A 21,061-nucleotide genomic window follows, 5' to 3' on the forward strand; every position below is an offset into this window, starting at 1 on the left:
GGGCCGTCATCGTCTGCTGCTCAGCCGGCGCGGTGGTGCAGCCAGAGCGCACCGAGCGGGGGCAGGCTAAGGACGGCGCGACCCGCCGCATCCGTCTGCACCGCGCCCAGGTTGCCGACGCCGGATCCGCCGTACTCGAGCGCATCCGAGTTCACGATCTCCTCCCAGCGGCCGGCCTCGGGCAGGTCGAGGGCGAAGTCGGACAGCGGGGAGCCGGAGAAGTTGCAGATCACCGCGACGGTGTTGCCGTGGTGGTCGCGCCGTGCGAACGCCGATACGTCGGGGTTCCATACCGGCGCGCCCAGGCGCGCGAACGCCGCGCCGTCGCTGTCGCGTGCCCAGAGCGCTGCCTGCTCCCGGTAGACCCGGTTGAGGGTCCCGAGGAAGCTCCGCAGCTGCGCGTGCGTCGGCTGGTCGAGGAGCCACCAGTCCAGGCCCCGTCCCTCCGACCACTCCGAGAGCTGACCGAACTCCTGCCCCATGAACAGCAGCTGCTTGCCGGGATGCGCCCACATGTAGGAAAGGTAGAGCCGCATGTTCGCGAGTTTCTGCCAGTGATCCCCGGGCATGCGGGTGAACAGGCTCCCCTTGCCGTGCACGACCTCGTCGTGACTGATGGGCAGGACGAAGTTCTCGCTGAACGCATACACGAACGAGAACGACAGCTCACCCTCGTGATGGGAGCGGTGCATCGGGTCGCGGGAGATGTAGACGAGCGAGTCGTTCATCCAGCCCATGTTCCACTTGAACCCGAAGCCGAGACCGCCGGCGCTCGTGGGTGCGGTCACGCCCGGGAAGCTGGTGGATTCCTCGGCGATCATCGCGATACCGGGGTAGCGCTTGTAGGAGGTCGCGTTGACCTCCTGCAGGAACCGGATGGCCTCCAGGTTCTCCCGGCCGCCGTGGATGTTCGGCTCCCACTCGCCGGGCTCGCGGGAGTAGTCCAGGTACAGCATGGAGGCGACCGCATCCACCCGCAGGCCGTCGACGTGGAACTCCTCGAACCAGTACAGCGCGTTCGCGACGAGGAAGTTCCGCACCTCGTTGCGGCCGTAGTCGAAGATGAGCGTGCCCCAGTCCTTGTGCTCGCCGCGCCGCGGATCCGGGTGCTCGTACAGCGGCCGGCCGTCGAAACGCGCCAGGGCGAACGCATCCTTCGGGAAGTGCCCCGGCACCCAGTCCATGATCACGCCGATGCCGGCGCCGTGCAGCCGGTCGATGAGGTAGCGCAGGTCGTCCGGGGTGCCGAACCGGCTGGTGGGTGCGTAGTAGCCCGACACCTGGTAGCCCCACGATCCGCCGAACGGATGCTCGGCCAGCGGCAGGAACTCGACGTGGGTGAACCCCGTCTCGGTGACGTACTCGATGAGGGGGTCGGCGGCCTCGCGGTAGCCGAGGCCCGGACGCCAGGAGCCCAGGTGCACCTCGTACACCGACATCGGCTGATCCAGCGGGGAGCGGTTGCCGCGGACGTCGAGCCAAGCATCGTCGCCCCACCGGTAGTCCGTGCTCGTGACGACCGACGCGGTCGCCGGTGGCACCTCGGCGAACCGGGCCATCGGGTCGGCCTTGAGGATCCAGTCGCCGTCCGGCGTGCGGATCTCGTACTTGTACACGGTGCCGTCGCCGATCCCGGGCACGAACAACTCCCAGACGCCGCTGCCGCCCATGCTGCGCAGCGCGTGACCGCGGCCGTCCCAGCCGTTCAGATCGCCGACGAGGCGCACCGCGCGCGCGTTCGGCGCCCACACCGCAAATGCGACGCCATCGACGCCGCCGTGGCGGCGCACCTGCGCGCCGAGCACCCGCCACAGCTGCTCGTGACGGCCCTCGGCGATGAGGTGCAGGTCGACCTCGCCGACCGTCGGGGTGTGGCGGTACGGGTCGTCGGCGGTGTGCGCCGGGGCGTCCGGATAGGTCGTGACCAGCTGATACGGCTCGGGGGAGCCGGCGCGCACGCCCTCCCAGATCCCGCTGCGCAGGTGGGTGAGCTCCACCCGGTCACCGTCGGAGAAGACCGCCGTCACGGTGTCGGCGAGGGGGCGACGTGCGCGCACCGCCCACGTCTTTCCGTTCTCGTGGAGGCCGAGGATCGCGTGCGGGTCGTGGTGAGAGCCCTCCGCGACCGCATCGAGCGTGGCGTCGTCGATCGAGGTCATCGGGGCTCCTTCACGTGCAGGATATGGACCGGCTCGGCGAAGGCGTCGAGCCGGACGTAGTTGTGGTCGTGCCAGGTCCAGTGCGCGCCGGTGAGGAGGTCTTCCACTTCGAACGGTTCACCGGGCGTGACCCCCCAGAGGCTGGTGGCCAGGTGCACGGTCGTCTCGCGCACCGAGTGCGGGTCGAGGTTGGCGACCACGATGAGGGTGTCCGCCTCGCCGGTGGGGGAGAGGGCCGCCGGCACGTGCTTGGAGAACACCAGGATGCTGTCGTCGTCGCTCCAGTGCACCGCGAGGTTCCGTAGCTGCCGCAGCGCGGGATGAGCGCGCCGGATTTCGTTGAGGCGCCGCAGGTAAGGGGCGAGCGAATCCCCGGCGGCCTCGGCCGCCTCCCAGTCGCGGATCTTGTACTCGTACTTCTCGTTGTCGAGGTTCTCTTCCGACCCCGGTCGGGCGACGTTCTCGTACAGCTCGTAGCCCGCGTACACGCCGTAGCTCGGGGCGGCGGTTGCGGCGAGGGCGGCGCGGATCTTGTACGCCGGACGCCCGCCGAATTGCAGGTACTCCGTGAGGATGTCGGGCGTGTTCACGAACAGGTTGGGCCGCAGGAAATCGGCGGTCTCATGGGCCAGCGCGCTGAGGAACTCCTCGAGCTCCGCCTTCGTGTTCCGCCAGGTGAAGTAGGTGTAGCTCTGCTGGAACCCCGCCTTCGCGAGCCCCTGCATCGGTGCCGGACGCGTGAACGCCTCGGCGAGGAACACGACGTCAGGGTGCTCGGCGCTCACCGTCGCGATGAGCCACTCCCAGAACTGCAGCGGCTTCGTGTGGGGGGTGGGGGTTGTCGACGCGGAAGATCGACACGCCCTGCGAGATCCAGTGGCGCACGATCCGCAGCACCTCGGCGCGGATGCCGTCGGGGTCGTTGTCGAAGTTGACCGGGTAGATGTCCTGGTACTTCTTCGGGGGGTTCTCGGCATACGCGATCGTGCCATCGGGCAGGGTCGTGAACCACTCCGGGTGCGCGCTCACCCACGGATGGTCAGGCGACGCCTGCAGTGCCAGGTCGAGGGCGATCTCGAGGCCCACGTCGCGGGCGGCACGGACGAATGCGCGGAAATCGGCGAGGGTGCCGAGGTCGGGGTGGACGGCGTCGTGCCCGCCCGCCTCGCCGCCGATCGCCCACGGCGACCCGGGGTCGGATGCGCCGGCGTTCAGGGTGTTGTTGGGCCCCTTGCGGTTCTGCAGACCGATCGGGTGGATCGGCGGGAGGTACAGCACGTCGAAGCCCATGGCGGCAACGGCCGGGAGCCGTTTCGCCGCGGTGCGGAAGGTGCCCGATGTCACGGTGCCGTCCTTCAACCGCCGGGCGCCCTCGGACCGCGGGAAGAACTCGTACCAGGCGCCGACGCCGGCCCGCTCCCGCTCGACCAGGATCTCCTTTTCCTCGCCCGGTGTGGTGAGCTCCTGCAGTGGGCGAGCGGCGAAGAAGCCGGTGATCGCGCGGTCGGTGACGATGCCGAGGGCCGTGGCGTCGGAGACCTGGGGGTCGCGCAGGTCCCGGGCGCGCTCGCGCAGCATCCGTCGCTCCGCCTGCGGCCGATCGCCCTCCGCGGCGGCGCGATCGAACAGCAGCGCGCCGGACTCCCGCATCAGCGCCGCGTCGACGCCGGCGGCGATCTTCAGTTCCGCGGCATGCTGCCAGGTCGCGAACGTGTCGCCGAAGCCCTCGAATCGGAAGCGCCACACGCCCCGCTCGAGCAGAGAGATCTCCGTGCGCCAGTGGTCGAGGCCGTCCTCGAGGGGAGCTAGCCGGTGCAGTGACACGTCGCCGCTGGGTGAGAAGAGCCGCAGATGCACGCCGATCCGGTCATGCCCTTCGCGGTACGCGGTCACCTGGAACGGCACGATCTCACCCTCGAACGCGGAGGGCCGGTACGCCTCACCCGGGACGTCGGGCCGCGGGTCGGTCAGCGGGATACGACCGATCACGGTGTCGCGCTCGGGTGGGGCGTCGAGGCCCGGCCGGAGGGGGATCGCGGCGGAGCTCCGCCACAGGGGAGAGGTCATCACAGGGGCAGCCACACCTCGAACCTATCGCGCCGCCCGGAACCGAAACAGGCGCTTGCGCTCGGTCACTCTGCGCGGAACAGGTGCATCGAGGTCGCCGGCATCGGGATGATCTCGCCGGGGGTGTGCACGGGTTCCGCCGGTGAGGGAGCCTCCTCGGCGCTGCTCCACAGCGACACGAACCGCGTGACGCCCTCGATCGCCGGCAGGGCGACGTCGATGGGGCGCTCGTTGCCATGGACGATGAGCAGGATGCGGTTGAAGGCCTCGGTCTCCGGGGTGGATGCTGCCGCGTACTGGAGTGTGCGGTGGGCCGGGTTGGTCCACCGCTCGCCGGACATCATCTCGCCGTTCTCGTCGTACCAGTCCATGACGGATGCCGACGGGGTCGTCTCGTCCGGTCGGGCGAACCTGATGGGCCGCAGTGCCGGGTTCTCCCGCCGCAGGTCGGTGAGGCGCCGCACGTGTGCCATGAGGTCGCGTTGCCACGGCTCGTGATTCCAGTCCAGCCAGGTGAGCGCGGAGTCGTGGCAGTAGGCGTTGTTGTTCCCGCGCTGGGTGCGCCCGAACTCGTCGCCCGCGGTCATCATCGGGATCCCGGCCGACAGCAGCAGGGTCCCCAGCAGGTTCCGCATGGCCTTCCGGCGCGTCGCCAGGATGCGGGGGTCCGAGGTGACGCCCTCCGCGCCGTGGTTGAACGAGCGGTTGGTGTCGGCGCCGTCGCGGTTCTGCTCGCCGTTGCCCAGGTTGTGCTTCACGTCGTAGGAGACGAGGTCGTGCAAAGTGAAACCGTCGTGCGCGGTGACGAAGTTGATGCTGGCGAGCGGGCCGCGTTCCTCGCTGAACGTGTTCGAGGACCCTGCCAGGCGGGTGGCGAACCCGCCGATGCCGACGGGGGCGGTCGAGGCGCGGCGGGCGTAGTCGACGTCGCTCAGCCAGAAGTTCCGCACCCGGTCGCGGTAGCGATCGTTCCACTCGTGCCAGCCCGCGCCGAAGTTCCCGGTCTGCCAGCCGCCCATGCCGACGTCCCACGGTTCGGCGATCGTCTTCACGCCCGCCAGTTGCGGGTCGGTGACGATGGTGCGCAGCAGCGGATGCTCCGGGGTGAAGCGGTGGGTCTCGTCCCGTCCGAGCGTCGCGGCGAGGTCCAGCCGGAACCCGTCGATCTGCACCTCGGTGGCCCAGTACCGCATCGAGTCCAGCACGAGACGCGCGGCCGCATCCGTCGCCGTGTTCAGCGAGTTGCCGCATCCGGTGACGTCGATGTAGGCGCCGTCCTCCTGCTGCCGGTAGTAGTGGCGGTTGTCGATCCCGCGCAGGCTCGAACGCGGTCCTCCGAGCCCCTCCTCGGCGGTGTGGTTGTAGACGACATCGAGGATGACTTCGAGACCCGCCTCATGCAGCAACCGCACCATGCCCTTGACCTCGCGGAGGACCGCGGAGGGACCCTCGCGGCGCGCCTCCGCCGTGGCGTAGGCCGCGTGCGGGGTGAAGAAGTTGAGGGTGTTGTACCCCCAGTAATTGTCGAGGCCGAGCTGCAGCAGTCGTGGTTCGGAGGCGAACGCGTGGATGGGCAGCAGTTCTATCGTGGTGACGCCGAGCGCATGGAAGTGCTCGATCATGGCGGGGTGCGCGAGCCCGGCGTAGGTGCCGTGCAGTGCCGGCGGCACAGCGGGGTGGCGCTTCGTGAGCCCTTTGACGTGTCCCTCGTAAATGACGGTGCGGTCGAGCGGCACGGCGGGCTTCACAACGCCGCCCCAGTCGAAAGCCTCGTCCACCACGGTGGCGCGCCAGTCGCCGAAGCCGCCACTGACGAGGCCGCGGGCGTAGGGGTCGATGAGCAGGGTCGCGGGGTTGAAGGTATTGCCGGCGGCGGGGGAGCCCGACACCCGCAGAGCGTACCGGCTGCCCGGACGGAGCAAGTCGGTCGTGACCTCCCAGACGTCGCCGGCACCGCGGTGTAGCGGCAGGGTGTCGGTCACCCAGTCGAGGTCCACCTCGTCGCAGATGACGAGTTCGATCGCCTCGGCGTTCTGCGACCACACGCGCAGAGTGCCCCCGCCGTCGTGCAGCCGGACCCCGAGGTCGTCGAACGCGGGGTTCAGCAGGCCCGGCGGATGGACGGGATCAGCTGGGGCCGTCAACGCAATACCCATGCCGACTACCCTAACGAGCGCGCGGCCGGTGGTTTCACCGGGCTCCGGCGCCCGCTGCTGCCATACTGACCGCGTGAACAGCCTTCGTCTTGCCGCAGCCGTCGCCGCCGCGGCCGCGGCCTTCGCCCTGTCCGCCTGCTCCGGCTCCGCCTCGCCCGGGAGTTCGCCGTCGTCGGTCATCGCCCCGGTCACGGTCTCCGCAGGCGACCTGCAGGGGGAGACCGTGGACCTGCTCATGGGTCAGACGCTGAACATCAACACCGGTGACCTGGCGGTCGACAGCTATCGCGGCACCGTCGCCGACGCGGCCGTCGCGACGTTCGTCGAGGGGCATGACGACGGCAGCGCCCAGTTCAACCCCGGCGTCGAGGCTCTGGCCCCCGGCACGACCACGGTCACGATGACCAACACCGACGGCGGTATCGAGCCGCTCGAATTCACGGTGGTCGTCACCGCGAAATAGCACTCACGCCGCCGGCGCGTCCTCTCCGCCCAGGGTGCGGTGGATGCGGTGGAGGTCCTCGAGGAGTGATCCGATGAGGATCCAGTGATCCGGTGAGGGATGCGAGATCCGCAGCGGAGCGGTCAGCGCCGGCGGTTCGACCCGCGGATCGACGGCGCCAGTGCCGAATCCGCGTTCCACGTCGTGCGCGGCACGACGCAGCTGCTCCGCGATGGCGCGGACGTTCGGATCGGTCGCCAGGTCCTGCGCATACCCGTCGTACACGGTCCGGGTCATGCCGATCAGCTGTGTGATGAGTGGGGTGTAGAGGTCGAGCACCCGCCGCAGCTCCTCCAGCTCCTGCCGGTGCCTGCCGCCTCGCGGGTTGAGCGTCAGCGACTCGGCGGCGGTTCGGAGGGCAGCGTCCGCCCGGTCGCGCATCGGACGCAGCAGGCGAGCCTGCAGCATGACCTCCTCGAGCCCCGGGCGACTCTGCACCTGTTCCAGCGTGTCCGCCAGTCGGACGAAGGATGCGGAGATCTCGGACACGAGCGCGGTCATGGCCTCACGCGCCGGCGCGATCGCCACCGGCGGGACGAGTGCCACGTTCACGATGAACCCGATGAAGGCGCCGAGCAGGGTCTCCAGGATCCTGTCGAGGGCGTACCCGGGGGTGGCCGTGCCGAGAGTCAGCACGAGGATGGCGCTGATCGCCACCTGATTCGCGCCGCCGGGGGTGATCTTCACTGCCCAGGCCAGCACGAGACCGGCGGCGGCGGCGATGAGGATCACCCAGGTCGCGTTGCCGAACGCGAGGCCGAGGAGCGACGCGAGGACGACTCCCAACACGACGCCGACCGAGCGTTCGATGGCTTTCGCGAACGACTGGTTGAGGCTCGGCTGCACCACGAGGAGCGCGGCGATGGCGGCGAACACCGGCAATGGGCCCTGAATGAGCCAGGCCGCCGCGAGCCAGGCAGCAACGACCGCGATCGCGGTCTTCAGCACCTGCAGGAGCGGCGAGCGCTGCGGTGAGCGGAAGGCGGCGGTGACTTGCACGTTTCTCACGCTACGCATGGCGGATCAGGGGAGGAAGCGCCGGAGAGCGGCGGCCGCATCCTTCGCGGGCGTGCCGAGCTCCCGGTCGGTGAAGACGAGATCGTACCCGCCCTGAGTAGCACGGGTCTGGCGGAGCGAGTCGGCGGTGGTGCCGCGCCCCCCGCCGGCGAGCAGGGCGTCGGTGCGGCGCAGCCGGATGCCGAGACGCCCCTGCGCGGTGGTCCCGATGCGGTCGACATCGGCCCACGGTGCCAGGCCCACCCGGCCGACGCGGAGGCCCCGGGTGTCGGCGACGAGCGTCGGTGTGCGCAACTGCCCGATCACGCTGATCCCGCCGCCGACGCCGAAGAGTCCCGCCGCGGCGGCGCCGATGATGAGATTCATCAGGTTGTCGACGTTCAGCAGGATGATGACGACGCCCATTGCGCCGATCAGCAGGCACACGACCAGCAGCACGATGAAGCGACCGCGCGGCGGCGTGAAGCGGATGCTGTCGGGAGGGGAATCTGCCACCCCGCCAGCCTACGCGGGCGTCAGCCTCGGACATGTCGTCGCCGATCCGGAGCGGAAAGGCCTCTCGTGCCCGCATCCCCTCTCATCGAACCGAACACCGGCGCGCTGACCGGAGGCCGGGCTACGCCTCGTCCTCGTCCTCGTTCGCGAGCAGATCGCGGATCGCGGCGTCCATCTCGTCCGGTGGGGCCGCGGCGGTGAGGACGGGTTCCGCCGCGATCGTGAGGTCCAAGGTCCGCTGCAGGAGTTCGCCGAGGCTCGCCGCGGTGAGAAGGCCGAGCCGGTCCTGGGCGCCGAGGGGAGCGATGGCGGCCAGCTGCCAGGCGGCGGTGACGGGTTCCTCGTCCAGGTCGACGTCCCCGGCCCACACGGCGGCGCCGTACTCGGCGGCGCGTGCGAGGACCCGGCGCACGGTCCCCTCGGTCTCGCCGAGCAGCGCGCCGAGTTCGTCCTTGTATGTGAGTTCGGGCAGCGGCTCGACCCGTGCGCGGGGGTAGGGGTCGTCCGTGAGCCACTCGATCACCCGGACCCGACCCATGCCGACCGCGAGGACGCCCAGGTCACCGGATCCGGCGTCGACCTGCACGATGCGGGCCAGGGTCCCGATGTCGTGGCGCACGTCCGTGCCACCCGCCTCCGACCCGCGGGCGATGAGGACCACACCGAACTCGGGCTCCTCCTCATCGAGCAGGCGACCGAGCATGATCCGGTAGCGCTCCTCGAAGATGCGCAGCGCGAGCGGCATCGCCGGCAGCAGCACCGTGTTCAGCGGGAACATCGGGAGCGGATCCATCGCCCCAGTCAACCACCGCCGGGACGTGTGAGGCCCGTCAGCGGGAGAGGAGATCCGCCGCGGAGCCTTCGGGCAGGGCCACGGTGATGCGGGTGCCCCACGGGTCGTCGACGGCGATCTCATGGCCTTCGTCGGCGAAGGCGAGCCCGCGATGGCGCAGCCGCGCAGCGAGCGCATCCAGATCCTCCCGGCCGGGGACCGTGATGGCCACTTCGCCCAGGCCGAGACTTGCGGCACGGGGACCGGCACCGCGGCTCTGCCACACGTTCATGGCCACATGGTGGTGGTACCCGCCGGCCGATGCGAACAGCGCCCCGGGGTAGGTCCCGATGGTCGTTTCGAACCCGAGAGCATCCACGTAGAAATCCTTCGCGCGGGCGACGTCGCCGACCTGCAGGTGCACGTGCCCGACGACGCCGGGCCGGCGGGGCGCCGCATCCAGCACCTCCTGGGTGAGGTGGCGCTGCAGGTAGGAGTTCGGGTCGAGCGCGAGGACGTCCATGCGGATCTCACCGTTCACGTGCTGCCAGGTGTCGCGGTCGCGGTCGGTGTAGAGCTCCACGCCGTTGCCCTCCGGGTCGGTGAAGTAGAACGCCTCGCTGACGAGGTGGTCGGCCGCACCGGTGAAGCGGCTGCGCGGGTCTCGCGCTGCCCGATACACGGTCGCGGCGAGGTCGGGCGCCGTGTCGAAGAGGAAGGCGGTGTGGTAGAGCCCCGCCTGGCGCGGGTCGACGGCGGGCAGCTCCGGCGTGTGCACCAGCCGCAGCAACGGCACGCCGCCACGGCCGAGCACCCGGTGTACCTCGCGCCCCCGAGCCCGTTCCTCGATCGGCGTCAGCGCCAGCGCGTTCGCGTAGTACGACGACATCAGTTCCAGGCCGCCGACGCGCAACGTCACGGCATCCATGGTGGTGGCGGCGTTCAAGCGCAAGTCGTCGATGGCCGGGGCGTTCATGAGACTCCTTCGGGTGGGGCTTACGGTGGACAACATCGATAGCCCTTCCCGCATTCCATTCACATGAAAGGACTTCATGAGCCCCGAGCGTTGTCCCTGCGGCAGTGGCGCGCCCTACGACGAATGCTGCGGCCCGGCACTGGCCGGCTCACCGGCGGCGACCCCCGAGGCTCTCATGCGCTCGCGCTACACCGCGTTCGTGCGGGGCGACGGGGACTACCTTGCCGCGACCTGGCATCCGGGGACGAGGCCGGATGACACCGCGCCGGATGCGGAGCTGCGCTGGACCGGGCTGGACATCCTTGATGCCCCGCCGCCGTCGCCGAAGCGCGGTGTGGTGGAGTTCATCGCCCGGTACCGCTCCGCCGGCAACGCCGGGCAGCTCCATGAGCGCAGCAGGTTCGTCTTCCAGAGCGGACGATGGTGGTACCTCGACGGCGCAACCCCCGGCGACGGATCGATGGCCGGCTCGTAGGCTGGCGCTATGTCACGCATCCTCGTCTTCGGCGGCCACGGCAAGGTCGCCCTGTACCTCGAACGTCTGCTCGCCGCCCGTGGCGACGACGTCACGGCTGTCATCCGGAACCCCGACCATGAGGCCGAGGTCGCCGCAACGGGTGCCGTGCCCGTCGTCCTCGACATCGAGACCCTCGATGTCGACGCGCTCACCAACCTCGTGGCCGCGAACGACGCCATCGTCTGGTCGGCCGGTGCCGGCGGCGGCTCCGCCGAGCGCACGTACGCGGTCGATCGCGACGGGGCGATCCGGTCGATGGATGCGGCCCGCGCGGCCGGCGTCCGCCGATACGTCATGGTGTCGTGGATCGGGTCGAAGCCCGATCACGGCATCCCCGAGAACGACGCGTTCTTCGCCTACGCCGACGCCAAACTCGCCGCAGACGAGCATCTGCGCGCCAGCGGACTGGATGCCACCATCCTCGGCCCCGGCACCCTCACCCTCGAGGACGCCACGGGCCTCATCGAGATCGATCCGCAGGGACGCGGGGAAGTGCCGCGTGCGGACGTCGCCGCGGTCATCGCTGCCGTGCTGGCGGACGACACCACGATCGGACGCACGATCCGCTTCGGCAGCGGCGACACCCCAATCGTGGAGGCGCTGCGCGCCGTGTGACCCGATTCATGCGGGGGAATATGTCGTGGCGCTGACGGTGTTGCAGATTCCGTGACCCTGCCAGCCCTCGACACCCCGGTGGACATCGTCGTCATCGGTGCCGGGCAGGCGGGCCTGTCTGCTGCCCACCACCTGCGGCGGCGGGGATTCGTGCCGGTAGCGCAGGCGGCAGCCGGGGACCACACCTTCGTCGTGCTGGATCAGAATGCGGGCCCGGGCGGCGCGTGGCAGCACCGGTGGGCGTCATTGCGGATGGCCACGGTGAACGGCATCCATGAACTCCCGGCGGCCCCCGTTCCGCCGGCCGACCCCGGCTCCGCGGCCCGCGATGTGTTGCCCGCCTACTTCGCCGACTACGAGCGTCGCTTCGACCTCGACGTGCAGCGCCCGGTCACCGTGCGTCGCGTGAGCCGCGCGGACGACGACCCGCAGGGGCGGCTCCTCGTCGAAACCGACCACGGCGGCTACGCGGCGCGCGACGTCATCAATGCTACCGGGACGTGGACCCGGCCCTACTGGCCCGCGTATCCGGGCCGCGAGCGATTCCTCGGCCGCCAGCTCCACGTGCACGATTACGTGTCGGCGGCGGAGTTCGCAGGCAAGCGGGTCGTCATCGTCGGCGCCGGCGTCTCGGCCGTGCAGCTGCTCGATGAGATCTCCCGCGTCACCGACACATTCTGGGTCACCCGGCGCGAGCCGGAGTGGCGCAGCGCCGACTTCGACACCGCCGCGCGGATCGCGGCGATCGCCGGGGTCGAAGAGCGTGTCCGTGCGGGGGAACCGGTCGGCAGCGTCATCTCGGTCACCGGCATGCACTGGTCACCGTGGGCGCGCGCCGCCGACGAGCGGGGCGTGCTTGTGCGGCACCCGATGTTCGCCGCCATCGAGCCCCACGGCGTCCGGATGCCGGACGGCACGTCCGAGCCGGCCGACGTGATCCTCTGGGCCACCGGGTTCCGCGCGGCGCTCGACCACCTGTCGCCGCTGCGCCTGCGGACGCCCGCGGGCGGAATCCGGGTCGCAGACGGGCGCTCGCTCGACGAGCCGCGCCTCTTCCTCATCGGCTACGGCCCCTCACAGTCCACCGTCGGCGCCAACCGTGCCGGCCGCGCGGCCGCCGCCGCCATCGTCGCGGCGCAGGCCGCCGCACAGAACCTCGAACGTCAGGAGATGCCCGCATGAACCATTGCGTGATGTGTCGGCCCCGGATGCGGACCGCATCCATCGTCCGTACGGTCGAAGCATGACCGGCTCCTCCGCTTCCTCGCCCGCCGACCGCCAGGCTGCCGCCGAGGCCACCTCGCACGATCACGATCGGACGCTGGGAGCCTCCCTGTCCGCCGACGATTTCAAGGCACTGTTCCGCGGTCACCCGGGCGGGGTTGCGGTCATCACGGCGGAGGGGCCCGACGGGCCGGTCGCACTGACCGCCACCTCGGTGTCGTCGGTGAGCGTCGACCCGCCGCTGCTCATCTTCTCGGTGTCGGCGTTGTCCTCGGCCACGCCCGCGATCCTCGCCGCCGACACGATCGTGGTGCATCTGCTCGACGGCGAGGACCTCGACGTGGCCCAGCTCGCGGCGACCAGCGGCATCGACCGATTCGCCGACCGCACCCGCTGGTCGCGCCTCGTGACCGGCGAGCCGGTCTACCACGGCGTGCGCGCCTGGGTGCGGTGCAGCATCGTGGAGCGGATGAACGCGGGCGGATCGACCGTCATCGCCGCGCACGCGCTGCAGTCCGACATCGCCCGCGATGTGGAGCCCGGTGAGCACGGCAACGCGCTGGTGTACCACAACCGCACCTGGCACCGTCTCGGCGACCACTCGCGCGTCGACGGCTGACCGCAGCGCCGGCGGCGGTCTCAGAGCGCGGGATAGGCCTCCAGCGTCATGCCGTCGGTGAGCGCCGGGTAGAAGAGCACATCGAACGGCCCGCTGCCGCCGGCCGGGACGGCCTCGGCATAGCCGCGCGCCGCGTTCACGATCGTGCCGGCCGCGTCGCGGGCGATGACCGAAACCACGACATAGTCGGCGTCGTCGGAGAACGTGCTCGTGACCGTTCCCGTGACCGTCGTCGTGCTGGAATCCGCGGTAGCGCTGATGCCGTCGACCGTGAGCTCGCCCAGGTCCGCCGGGTCGACGAGGTACCCGTTCTCGGCATCGGGCAGGCCGATCTCGAGCTCGGAGATCTGCACGTCGGTCAGACCGTCGAAGTAGCCGACGATCGCGACGGTCCCGGGGAGGATCGTCAGGTACTCGTCATTTGTCGCGAGTTCCACACCGCCGGCATCCAGGGCAGTGACGGTGAGGTCCTCGTAGTCGAAGACGGCGTCGTCGTTGGGGTTCTCAATGATGACCGCATACCACCAGCTGCCGTCGCCGCTGTCGCCGAACGCCGTTTCGAGGACCGTCAGGTCCTGATCGGCGCCGTACTCGGCGTCGGCATCGCCTTCGCCCGGGTAGGGCTCGATCGTGCTGTCGTCGGGGACGCTGTCCTCGATCGCGGCGATGCCGCCGAGCGTGAGGACGAAGATCGACACGATCGCGACGATGATGGCGGCGAGCCCGGCGACCACCGACACGATGAGGGCGGCGATGCTGAACCCGGTGCCGCCCTGCTTCTTGCTGACCAGGGCGATGATCGCGAGGACGATCGCTGCGATCAGCAGGGGGATGGAGATGAGGTTCACGAGCGGGATGAACGCGAGAACGGCGCCCCCGATCGCGAGGCACAGCGCGATGACCCCGAGCGTCTTGGGGCGGGTGTCGGCGGGCTTGCCAGGGCCGGGAGGTACCGAACCCGGGGCCGGGGTGTGTCCGGGCGGGATGCTGCCGCCCGCGGGCGGGTACTGACCGGCAGGCGCCCCGTACTGTCCGGGAGGGGCGGCGGGAGCCCCGTACGGGCCGGCGGGCGGGGCGGCCTGACCCGCGGGGGGTGTGTACGGTCCGGCCGGCGGAACGCTGGCGGATGCGGGATATCCGCCCGGTGCACCGGGGTAGCCGGAGGCCGCCGCGTACGGCGGAAGCGGAGTCGTCGGCGCGGCGGGCTGCGCGCTCGGCGGCTGAGCCGCAGCAGGCGGCTGCGGTGCCGCGGGCGCCGCTGCGGGCGGTCCCGCGGGAGCTCCGGCGGCGCCGGAGGGCTGGGCGCCCGCGACGGGGACCGGCGCTGCACCGGGGTAGGGCTGGACGAACTGCGGGGCGGCGGGGGCCGGGGCCGGCTCCGCCGGGGGAGCGGACGGGGGCGTGGGAGCCTCGGGGGCGGTCGGCTCGGACGGGGGAGTCGTGGACTGCTCCGGGGCGAGCGGTGCGCCCGGGTCAGACGCGGCCGAGTCCTCAGGGGCGGGGGTGTCAGGGTGTGACGGATCGGACATGCGTGTGGCTCCTCGGCGCGCGCCGGCACGTCCGGCGACGCCCTGAGCCTAGGGCCGATGGTGCCCGGGCTGCCGCCTGCTGTGTCTTTCCTGTGGACAGCGCTCAGCGGCGACGGCGAACGAGCGTGGCGACGCCACGCCAGCCCACGAGGAAGACGAACAGGACGATCGTCGCGACGATGACGAAGGCGAGGGCGATGCCCTGTCCGCTGACCGCGCGCAGCAGCATCCCGCCCGCGACCGTGACGAGCCAGACGCCGACGCCGGTGCGGAGCGGCGCGGTCGGGCGCCGCCAGGCGCGAAGGGTCACCCACCCGACGGCGAGGGCCACGAGGAAAGGCCATGCCGTGAGCGCCAGGCCCGCCAGGACAGGCTCGTCGTGGCTGGCGCGACCGACCGCGGCGAACACGAGCACGGCGACCACGTCGATGACCGCCGCGAGGGCAAGAATGGCAGGGCGGGGGGACACAGCAGTGGCGGACATGCCTCCATTGTCCCCGGCGGCGGGCGGCCCGTTCGCTCGTCACTTCGGCGGATGCTGCGAGACTGAGAAGCGTGCCGACTCCGATCTCCCCGCATCCCACCGACCGCTACGTCGTCGCCACCGACGGCGCCTGCAAGGGCAACCCCGGCCCCGCCGGCTGGGCCTGGGTCGGCGAGGACGGCAATTGGGCCGCGGGATCGCTCCCCGAGGGTACGAACAACATCGGCGAACTCCTCGGGCTGCTCCACGCGATCACCGACCACGCCGACGTCGAGCAGCTCATCATCCAGGCAGACTCGAAGTACGCGATCGACACCTACTCGTCGTGGATGGACGGGCATCGCCGGCGCGGATGGGTGACGAGCGCCAAGAAGCCGGTGGCGAACCGCGAGATCCTCGAGCAGCTCATCGCCGCCCGCGATGCACGGCGCGCGGCCGGCAAGCCCGATATCGTTCTCGAGCACGTCCGCGGGCACGCCGGGCACCGGTTGAACAGCTGGGCGGACGAGCGAGCCGTGCGCGCCTCGCAGCACGCGGCGCAGGGCGAGGCGCTCACCTGGACGTCGCTGCGGGGGCTCGATCCGCTCGACGTCACTGTGGACCCGCCGAAGAGCGCCGGGGATCGCGTCCGGAAGCGATGACCGAGATCGATCCGCTGATCGTTCCCGACGTCGAGGCCTGGCGCGGGTGGCTCGACGCGAACGAGGAGACGTCCGACGGCGTCTGGCTCGTGCTGGCGAAGAAGGGCGTGACCGATCCCACGTCGGTCACCTACGCGCTGGCCCTCGATGAGGCGTTGTGCAGCGGCTGGATCGATGGACCGAAACGGGGCCGGGATGCGGCCACGCACCTGCAGCGGTTCACCCCGCGTCGTCGTGCTTCGCTCTGGTCGCAACGCAACGTCGGGATCGTGGAGCGGTTGACCGCCGAAGGCCGGATGCGACCGCGCGGTCAGGCCGAGATCGATCGCGCCCGCGCCGACGGTCGCTGGGACCGCGCCTACGCGGACGCGGCGACGGCGGAGGTCCCGGCCGACCTGCTCGCCGCGTTCGCGGCCGACCCGGCACTGGCGGCGACCTTTGCGAGCGCGAATAAGACGAACCGGTACGCGGTCATCCACCGGCTCATCACCGCACCGAACGATGCCACCCGGGCGCGACGCCTGGAGCGGCTCGTCGGCATGCTCGCACGCGGGGACTACCCCTACCCGCAGTGACCCCGCTGCGCGAGCACGCGGTCAGGCGACCGTGTTCGGCTTCCACCCGAGCGCGGGCGCCACGTGGTCGGCGAAGGCCTTCACGATGCGCAGGTTGAACTCGACGCCGAGCTGGCTCGGGATCGTGAGCATGAGCGTGTCGGCGGACGCGATGGCCGCATCCTGGTTCAGCTGCTCGACCAGAGCGTCGGGCTCATCGGCGTACGTCTTGCCGAACGTGGAGCGGAATCCGTCGATGTAGCCGATACCGTCGCCGTCCTGGCTGTGCCCGAAGTACATGGCGTCCTGCGCGGTCGTGATGGGGAAGATGCTGCGGCTCACCGAGACCCGCGGGGTTCCGGGGTGGCCGGCCTCCCGCCAGGCGGCACGGAACGCGTCGATCTGTTCGGCCTGCAGCAGGTCGAACGGCTGCCCGGTCGCCTCGGTGAGCAGGGTCGACGACATGAGGTTGACGCCGATGCGACCCGCCCATTCCGCGGTCTCGCGGGAGCCGGCACCCCACCAGACGCGCGACCGGAGCCCGGGCGAGTGCGGTTCGACCGGCTGCCCGCCGGTGCCGCCGCCGAAGGGACTGTCAGGGTCTCGCTGCGCCATCGGCTCGCCGTCGATCGCGCGCAGGAACGTGTCGAAATGCTCGCGGGCGAGGTCGGCCCCGCGGGGGTCCTTCGCACCGGTGTACCCGAACGCCTCGTACCCGCGGACCACAGTCTCGGGTGAACCGCGGCTCACTCCGAGCGCGAGGCGGCCGTCGCTGATGAGGTCCACGGCGGCCGCCTCTTCCGCGAGGTACAGCGGATTCTCGTACCGCATGTCGATGACACCGGTGCCCATCTCGATGCGCTCCGTCTTCGCGGCGATCGCGGCGAGCAGCGGCATGGGGGACGACTGCTGCCGGGCGAAGTGGTGCACCCGGAAGGAAATCCCGTTGACTCCGAGGTCGTCCATGCCCTGGGCGAGGTCGATCGCCTGCAGCAGCGAGTCGCGGGCGGTGAGGATGCGGCCGCCGCCGAGGGGACCGTAGTGGCCGAAGGACAGGGTTCCGAAACGTTCCATGTCAGAGGCAACCGGCGCGGAGCCAGAATGATTCCGATGAATACATCGAGGTCAGTCGGTGCGGTCTGCGTCGCCGTCGAGGTGCGTGCCGGGATCCGGGAGCGGGGCGGCGGGCGAACCGTCGACCTCATCGCCGGTCTCCTCGCCACCGTCATCGGAGGGCGACGGAGTCGGGGTGACAGGCACGGTCGGGACGTCGGTCTCCGTCGGCACCGGAACGGCCGGGACGGGAACGACCGGTGCCGGAAGGCCCGGCGCGGGAAGGCCCGGCGCCGGCACCGAGGGACTCGGCGCCGGGATCACTCGACGGGGCGTAGCCCGCGGGCTCGGCGAGGGCGCGGGCGAGGCGCTCGGCGTGGGGGTGTCCTCGAAGCCGAGGGCGCGCGCGGGTTCGTCTTCGTCGGCGACCAGGACCGAAGGCAGCGCCGTCGTGTCGATCGCGGCGGCAGCGCCACCGGCAGGCACCGCCGTGAGCGCGCCGTGCAGGCTCGCCGCACCGACGCCCAGGACGAGCACGCCCGCAGCCAGGCTGGCCAGGGCGAGGGCCGACACGCGAATGCGCAAGGGTCTCTTCTTTCCGCACCGGGGTTCGGGCCTCGGTGTCGTGGTGATCGGACCCCGCCATCTTCCTCGGTGGCTCAACGGGAGTCACGGCGACGGCGTGCCGCTCACCGTGACACCGGGTCCCGCGGGGCACGCTCCGCTAGCCTCGATGGATGCGCTCCCACTCCTTCCCCGACGGCGCCGAGCTGCGTGAGGCGCGGCGCGGTGACGAGCCCGGCATCCTCCGCTGCATCCAGGCGCTGGCCACGTACGAGAAGGAACCGGATGCGGTCGAGAACACCGTCGAGGCACTCGGCGAGACGCTGTTCGGGCAGACTCCTCGCGCGTTCGCGCACGTCGTGGAGCGGGAGGGTGCGATCGTCGGCATCGCGATCTGGTTCCTCACCTACTCCACGTGGACCGGTCGGCACGGCATCTGGCTCGAAGACCTCTTCGTCGACGGGGAGCAGCGGGGGCGCGGCTACGGCAAGGCGCTCATCGCGTCGCTGGCCGAGGTCTGCGTCGAGCGGGGGTATCCGCGGCTGGAGTGGACGGTGCTGGACTGGAATGCGCCGTCCATCGCGTTCTACCGGTCGATCGGAGCGACCCCGATGTCGGAGTGGACCACCCAGCGCCTGACTGGCACCGAGTTGGAAGCCCTCGTCGTGCGCGGTCGGTGACCGGGCGGAGCGACACGGCACGGCACGACGCCCACTGACACCAACGGGTCGGCCTGGCTACGCTGGCCCCATGACGACCCTCGTGCTGACCGTGGTGGGCAACGATCGGGCCGGCCTCGTCGCCGAGATCGCCGATGCGGTGGCCGCGCATGGCGGCAACTGGGAGCGGAGCCAGCTGGCGGAACTCTCCGGTGCGTTCGCCGGCATCATCGAGGTATCGGTGACCTCGGCGAGTGCGCTGTCGCTGCGCGCGGCGCTCAGCACCCTCGACGGGCTTATCGCGATCGCCGTCCCGGCAATGGGCGAGCACCCCACCGCGGACAGTGGGCGCCGGTTCTCGTTCCAGGTGCTCGGCAACGATCGCCCCGGGATCGTCAAGGAGGTCTCTGCCACGCTCGCCGCTCTCGGGGTGAGCGTGGAGCGCATGACGACCGAGACGCGGGATGCGGCGATGGCCGGGGGACGACTGTTCGAGGCGTCGATCGCGGCTGCCGTGCCGGGCGACGTGGACGTGGACGACGTGGCGGCTCAGCTGGAACGCCTGGCGAGCGAGATCCAGGTGGACGTCACCGTTACCGAATGACGCCCGGCGGCCTCACCGGCCGAGGACGTCACGCAGGGCCGGCTCCAGGTCGGGGTACGCGAAGCGGTAGCCGCTGCGTTCGAGCGCGGCGGGGACGACCCAGCGGCTCTTCAGGACGAGTTCCGGCTCGGTGCGGAGCACCCACATCGCCGGTTCCAGCATCCAGCGCCAGGCGGGAAGGCCGATCGGCATCCCGACGAGTCGGCGGAGCGTGCGCATGAGCGTGCGGTTATCGCTCGGATGCGGGCTGGCGAGGTTCACGGGCCCACTGAGGTCGTCGTGATCGCGCAGATACCGGACGGCGCCGACGACGTCGTCGAGGTGGATCCAGCTGAACCGTTGCCGTCCCCGGGTGCGGTGGGTCGGGGCGCGGCCGTCACCGCTCGGGTTCGTCCCGATGCCACGGTATCGGCGGTGCGCCAGCGGCCACCAGCCGTCGATCTGCGGTCCGCCGAGACCGAGCCGGGCGAGCCGGATGAGCAGGTTCGTCGCCGGTCCGTCGCCGAGGACGATCGCCATCCGCAGGGCGACCCGGCGGGTGTGCGGCAGTGTGCCCACGAAGAGCTCCCGCTCCCATTCCCGGGCGACGTCGACGGAGAAGCCTGATCCCAGAACACCCCCGTCCTCCGAGTTCGGCCGGTCCGTCGCGTGCCGGTAGATGGTCGCTGTCGAGGCGTTCATCCATACCCGGGGAGGGTGCTCTGCCCGGGCGATGGCCGTGCGGAGAAGGCGCGTCGTGTCGACCCGGGAACGCAGAATCTCGTCGCGATTGCGGTCGGTGTAGCGGCAGTTGACGGACTTGCCGGCGAGGTTGACGACGATGTCGGCGCCCTCGACGGCGGCTCGAAGGGCATCGGGCGACGACCAATCGGTATCGGCGGATCGTCCGATCGTGCGCACCGTGTATCCGTCGTCGGCGAAGGCGCGCGCGAGCGCCGTGCCGACGAATCCGGTGGTGCCGGCGATGACGGCGACCGGAGCGGTCACGCGGTCGGCACTTCGTCCGTGGGCCGATCGGTCGGCCACCGTGGGGGTGCGTCAGCATCCGGCACGAAGCCGGCGTCGCCGTCGCCGAGGATCGCGTAGATCCGCCGCCACGGCTCGTAGCCGGTCAGGAGCCATCCGTGCCCGCTGCCGGTGGTGTCCTCCGCGAGCAGTACGACACCCGGGCGCAGATGGAACATGTCGCCGTCGCGAGTGGTGAAGTCGAGTTCACCGGAGAGGGTGATCACGAACTGACGGTGCGGCGCGGTGTGCCACATCTCCTTGCCGATCGTGTCGGTCTCACGGAAGGAGATCGCGGTTGCGGCGGTGGCCGCCGACAGCAGATCCCCGTCGTCCTCCCCGTTCATCCGCAGATGGCCGTGCTCGACATGCGAGATGCCCTGATCGTCGGAGTAGAGGCGGATTGCGGGGATCATGGCGAGCCGGTGCGGGGATCAGCCGAGGACGACCGCGGTGCCGTACGCGACGACTTCCTGGAAGTTCTGGTCGAGTTCGTTCGAGTCGTAACGCATCGCGACCACCGCGGTGGCGTCGACGGCCTCCGCGGTCGCGACGAGCCGGGCGACGGCTTCGGCCCGGGTCTGCTCGAGCTGGGTGGTGAGGCCCTTGAGTTCGCCGCCGCCGAGCGCCTTGAGTCCTGCGCCGAACTGGACGCCGATGTTCCGGGAACGGACGGTGAGCCCGCTGACCTCGCCGAGCACGGTCGTGATGGCGGAACCGGGGACGTCGTTCATGGTCGTGACCAGCATGGATTCTCCTACGTCGTCGTGATGGGCGTGCAGGCTCAGGCTAGTGGGTGAGGCCTTCCCTCCGCCCGCGCTGTCCACGGCGCCGGGCCCCCTTCCGCCA

General features: G+C 70.7%; 22 protein-coding genes and 1 pseudogene. 9 read left to right on the forward strand and 14 right to left on the reverse strand.

What is annotated here, in order from left to right:
* Window positions 1-20 precede the first annotated feature (20 nt).
* The 3 genes and pseudogenes from glgB to glgX all read right to left on the reverse strand — a co-directional run bounded on the left by glgB (window position 21) and on the right by glgX (window position 6,382).
* Window positions 21-2,159 (reverse strand): 1,4-alpha-glucan branching protein GlgB, encoded by a 2,139-nt coding sequence (gene glgB, locus NT132_RS07905; protein WP_297787171.1) that lies wholly within the window; start codon window positions 2,157-2,159, stop codon window positions 21-23.
* A pseudogene (locus NT132_RS07910) lies at window positions 2,156-4,226 on the reverse strand (maltotransferase domain-containing protein). The gene glgB and the pseudogene NT132_RS07910 overlap by 4 nt, the downstream one beginning before the upstream one ends.
* 65 nt (window positions 4,227-4,291) lie before the next feature.
* Window positions 4,292-6,382 carry a glycogen debranching protein GlgX gene (gene glgX / locus NT132_RS07915; RefSeq protein WP_297787173.1) on the reverse strand — a complete coding sequence of 697 codons (2,091 nt, stop codon included), beginning with the start codon at window positions 6,380-6,382 and terminating at the stop codon, window positions 4,292-4,294.
* 73 nt (window positions 6,383-6,455) lie between these two features.
* Between glgX and NT132_RS07920 the strand changes: the two genes are divergently transcribed.
* Window positions 6,456-6,845 carry a hypothetical protein gene (locus NT132_RS07920; RefSeq protein ID WP_297787175.1) on the forward strand — a complete coding sequence of 130 codons (390 nt, stop codon included), beginning with the start codon at window positions 6,456-6,458 and terminating at the stop codon, window positions 6,843-6,845.
* A 3-nt stretch (window positions 6,846-6,848) separates the two neighbouring features.
* On the opposite strand, the gene NT132_RS07925 is transcribed toward NT132_RS07920, so the two are convergent.
* From NT132_RS07925 to NT132_RS07940, 4 genes are all read right to left on the reverse strand, one after another.
* A complete protein-coding gene (locus tag NT132_RS07925) occupies window positions 6,849-7,883 on the reverse strand; it encodes an FUSC family protein (RefSeq protein ID WP_297787177.1) in 1,035 nt (344 codons plus the stop codon).
* Between the two features lie 24 nt (window positions 7,884-7,907).
* Window positions 7,908-8,396: a hypothetical protein gene (locus NT132_RS07930; protein ID WP_297787179.1), complete on the reverse strand. Its 489-nt coding sequence runs from the start codon at window positions 8,394-8,396 to the stop codon at window positions 7,908-7,910.
* 121 nt (window positions 8,397-8,517) lie between these two features.
* Window positions 8,518-9,189 carry an LON peptidase substrate-binding domain-containing protein gene (locus tag NT132_RS07935; protein ID WP_297787181.1) on the reverse strand — a complete coding sequence of 224 codons (672 nt, stop codon included), beginning with the start codon at window positions 9,187-9,189 and terminating at the stop codon, window positions 8,518-8,520.
* Between the two features lie 37 nt (window positions 9,190-9,226).
* The gene (locus NT132_RS07940) at window positions 9,227-10,144 is read right to left on the reverse strand and encodes a VOC family protein (RefSeq protein WP_297787183.1); all 918 of its coding nucleotides are present in this window, start codon (window positions 10,142-10,144) and stop codon (window positions 9,227-9,229) included.
* Between the two features lie 76 nt (window positions 10,145-10,220).
* Here NT132_RS07940 and NT132_RS07945 point away from each other — a divergent pair, with 76 nt between their 5' ends.
* From NT132_RS07945 to NT132_RS07960, 4 genes are all read left to right on the forward strand, one after another.
* Window positions 10,221-10,619, forward strand: coding sequence for a YchJ family metal-binding protein (locus tag NT132_RS07945; protein WP_297787185.1), 399 nt, complete (start codon window positions 10,221-10,223; stop codon window positions 10,617-10,619).
* A 9-nt stretch (window positions 10,620-10,628) separates the two neighbouring features.
* Window positions 10,629-11,276 carry an SDR family oxidoreductase gene (locus NT132_RS07950; protein WP_297787187.1) on the forward strand — a complete coding sequence of 216 codons (648 nt, stop codon included), beginning with the start codon at window positions 10,629-10,631 and terminating at the stop codon, window positions 11,274-11,276.
* A 51-nt stretch (window positions 11,277-11,327) separates the two neighbouring features.
* The gene (locus NT132_RS07955) at window positions 11,328-12,458 is read left to right on the forward strand and encodes an NAD(P)-binding domain-containing protein (protein WP_297787189.1); all 1,131 of its coding nucleotides are present in this window, start codon (window positions 11,328-11,330) and stop codon (window positions 12,456-12,458) included.
* Between the two features lie 61 nt (window positions 12,459-12,519).
* Window positions 12,520-13,119: a flavin reductase family protein gene (locus NT132_RS07960; RefSeq protein ID WP_297787191.1), complete on the forward strand. Its 600-nt coding sequence runs from the start codon at window positions 12,520-12,522 to the stop codon at window positions 13,117-13,119.
* A gap of 20 nt (window positions 13,120-13,139) precedes the next feature.
* Here the strand turns inward: NT132_RS07960 and NT132_RS07965 are convergent, their stop codons facing one another.
* On the reverse strand, window positions 13,140-14,648 hold the full coding sequence (locus tag NT132_RS07965; RefSeq protein WP_297787193.1) for a hypothetical protein: 1,509 nt from the start codon (window positions 14,646-14,648) through the stop codon (window positions 13,140-13,142).
* A 103-nt stretch (window positions 14,649-14,751) separates the two neighbouring features.
* A complete protein-coding gene (locus NT132_RS07970) occupies window positions 14,752-15,132 on the reverse strand; it encodes a DUF3054 domain-containing protein (protein WP_297787196.1) in 381 nt (126 codons plus the stop codon).
* Window positions 15,133-15,203: 71 nt separating this feature from the next.
* Here NT132_RS07970 and NT132_RS07975 point away from each other — a divergent pair, with 71 nt between their 5' ends.
* Window positions 15,204-15,773 (forward strand): ribonuclease H, encoded by a 570-nt coding sequence (locus NT132_RS07975; RefSeq protein WP_297787197.1) that lies wholly within the window; start codon window positions 15,204-15,206, stop codon window positions 15,771-15,773.
* Entirely contained in the window at window positions 15,770-16,348 is a 579-nt protein-coding gene (locus tag NT132_RS07980) for a YdeI family protein (RefSeq protein WP_297787198.1), read from the forward strand. Before NT132_RS07975 ends, NT132_RS07980 begins: the two co-directional genes overlap by 4 nt.
* 21 nt (window positions 16,349-16,369) lie before the next feature.
* Here NT132_RS07980 and NT132_RS07985 read toward each other — a convergent pair whose 3' ends face one another.
* Entirely contained in the window at window positions 16,370-17,401 is a 1,032-nt protein-coding gene (locus NT132_RS07985; protein ID WP_297787200.1) for an LLM class flavin-dependent oxidoreductase, read from the reverse strand.
* A gap of 51 nt (window positions 17,402-17,452) precedes the next feature.
* Entirely contained in the window at window positions 17,453-17,965 is a 513-nt protein-coding gene (locus tag NT132_RS07990) for a hypothetical protein (protein WP_297787202.1), read from the reverse strand.
* Window positions 17,966-18,117: 152 nt separating this feature from the next.
* Here NT132_RS07990 and NT132_RS07995 point away from each other — a divergent pair, with 152 nt between their 5' ends.
* On the forward strand, window positions 18,118-18,624 hold the full coding sequence (locus tag NT132_RS07995) for a GNAT family N-acetyltransferase (protein ID WP_297787204.1): 507 nt from the start codon (window positions 18,118-18,120) through the stop codon (window positions 18,622-18,624).
* 70 nt (window positions 18,625-18,694) lie between these two features.
* Window positions 18,695-19,207, forward strand: a complete 513-nt coding sequence (locus NT132_RS08000; RefSeq protein ID WP_297787206.1) for an ACT domain-containing protein — start codon at window positions 18,695-18,697, stop codon at window positions 19,205-19,207.
* Window positions 19,208-19,219: 12 nt separating this feature from the next.
* On the opposite strand, the gene NT132_RS08005 is transcribed toward NT132_RS08000, so the two are convergent.
* The 3 genes from NT132_RS08005 to NT132_RS08015 are packed head-to-tail and all read right to left on the reverse strand — an operon-like array spanning window position 19,220 to window position 20,961.
* The gene (locus tag NT132_RS08005) at window positions 19,220-20,194 is read right to left on the reverse strand and encodes a DUF1731 domain-containing protein (RefSeq protein ID WP_297787207.1); all 975 of its coding nucleotides are present in this window, start codon (window positions 20,192-20,194) and stop codon (window positions 19,220-19,222) included.
* Window positions 20,191-20,628 carry a hypothetical protein gene (locus NT132_RS08010; RefSeq protein ID WP_297787208.1) on the reverse strand — a complete coding sequence of 146 codons (438 nt, stop codon included), beginning with the start codon at window positions 20,626-20,628 and terminating at the stop codon, window positions 20,191-20,193. The genes NT132_RS08005 and NT132_RS08010 overlap by 4 nt, the downstream gene beginning before the upstream one ends.
* A gap of 18 nt (window positions 20,629-20,646) precedes the next feature.
* Window positions 20,647-20,961: a YbjQ family protein gene (locus NT132_RS08015; RefSeq protein ID WP_297787210.1), complete on the reverse strand. Its 315-nt coding sequence runs from the start codon at window positions 20,959-20,961 to the stop codon at window positions 20,647-20,649.
* Between the last annotated feature and the right edge of the window lie 100 nt (window positions 20,962-21,061).

The organism is Microbacterium sp., from assembly GCF_026393345.1.
In the GTDB taxonomy this organism is placed as follows: domain Bacteria; phylum Actinomycetota; class Actinomycetes; order Actinomycetales; family Microbacteriaceae; genus Microbacterium.

Coding starts and splice junctions, on each gene's coding strand:
- glgB (WP_297787171.1), bottom strand. CDS start 2,159: ATGACCTCGATCGACGACGCCACGCTCGATGCGGTCGCGGAGGGCTCT.
- glgX (WP_297787173.1), bottom strand. CDS start 6,382: ATGGGTATTGCGTTGACGGCCCCAGCTGATCCCGTCCATCCGCCGGGC.
- NT132_RS07935 (WP_297787181.1), bottom strand. CDS start 9,189: ATGGATCCGCTCCCGATGTTCCCGCTGAACACGGTGCTGCTGCCGGCG.
- NT132_RS07940 (WP_297787183.1), bottom strand. CDS start 10,144: ATGAACGCCCCGGCCATCGACGACTTGCGCTTGAACGCCGCCACCACC.
- NT132_RS07945 (WP_297787185.1), top strand. CDS start 10,221: ATGAGCCCCGAGCGTTGTCCCTGCGGCAGTGGCGCGCCCTACGACGAA.
- NT132_RS07950 (WP_297787187.1), top strand. CDS start 10,629: ATGTCACGCATCCTCGTCTTCGGCGGCCACGGCAAGGTCGCCCTGTAC.
- NT132_RS07960 (WP_297787191.1), top strand. CDS start 12,520: ATGACCGGCTCCTCCGCTTCCTCGCCCGCCGACCGCCAGGCTGCCGCC.
- NT132_RS07965 (WP_297787193.1), bottom strand. CDS start 14,648: ATGTCCGATCCGTCACACCCTGACACCCCCGCCCCTGAGGACTCGGCC.
- NT132_RS07970 (WP_297787196.1), bottom strand. CDS start 15,132: ATGTCCGCCACTGCTGTGTCCCCCCGCCCTGCCATTCTTGCCCTCGCG.
- NT132_RS07980 (WP_297787198.1), top strand. CDS start 15,770: ATGACCGAGATCGATCCGCTGATCGTTCCCGACGTCGAGGCCTGGCGC.
- NT132_RS07985 (WP_297787200.1), bottom strand. CDS start 17,401: ATGGAACGTTTCGGAACCCTGTCCTTCGGCCACTACGGTCCCCTCGGC.
- NT132_RS07995 (WP_297787204.1), top strand. CDS start 18,118: ATGCGCTCCCACTCCTTCCCCGACGGCGCCGAGCTGCGTGAGGCGCGG.
- NT132_RS08000 (WP_297787206.1), top strand. CDS start 18,695: ATGACGACCCTCGTGCTGACCGTGGTGGGCAACGATCGGGCCGGCCTC.
- NT132_RS08010 (WP_297787208.1), bottom strand. CDS start 20,628: ATGATCCCCGCAATCCGCCTCTACTCCGACGATCAGGGCATCTCGCAT.
- NT132_RS08015 (WP_297787210.1), bottom strand. CDS start 20,961: ATGCTGGTCACGACCATGAACGACGTCCCCGGTTCCGCCATCACGACC.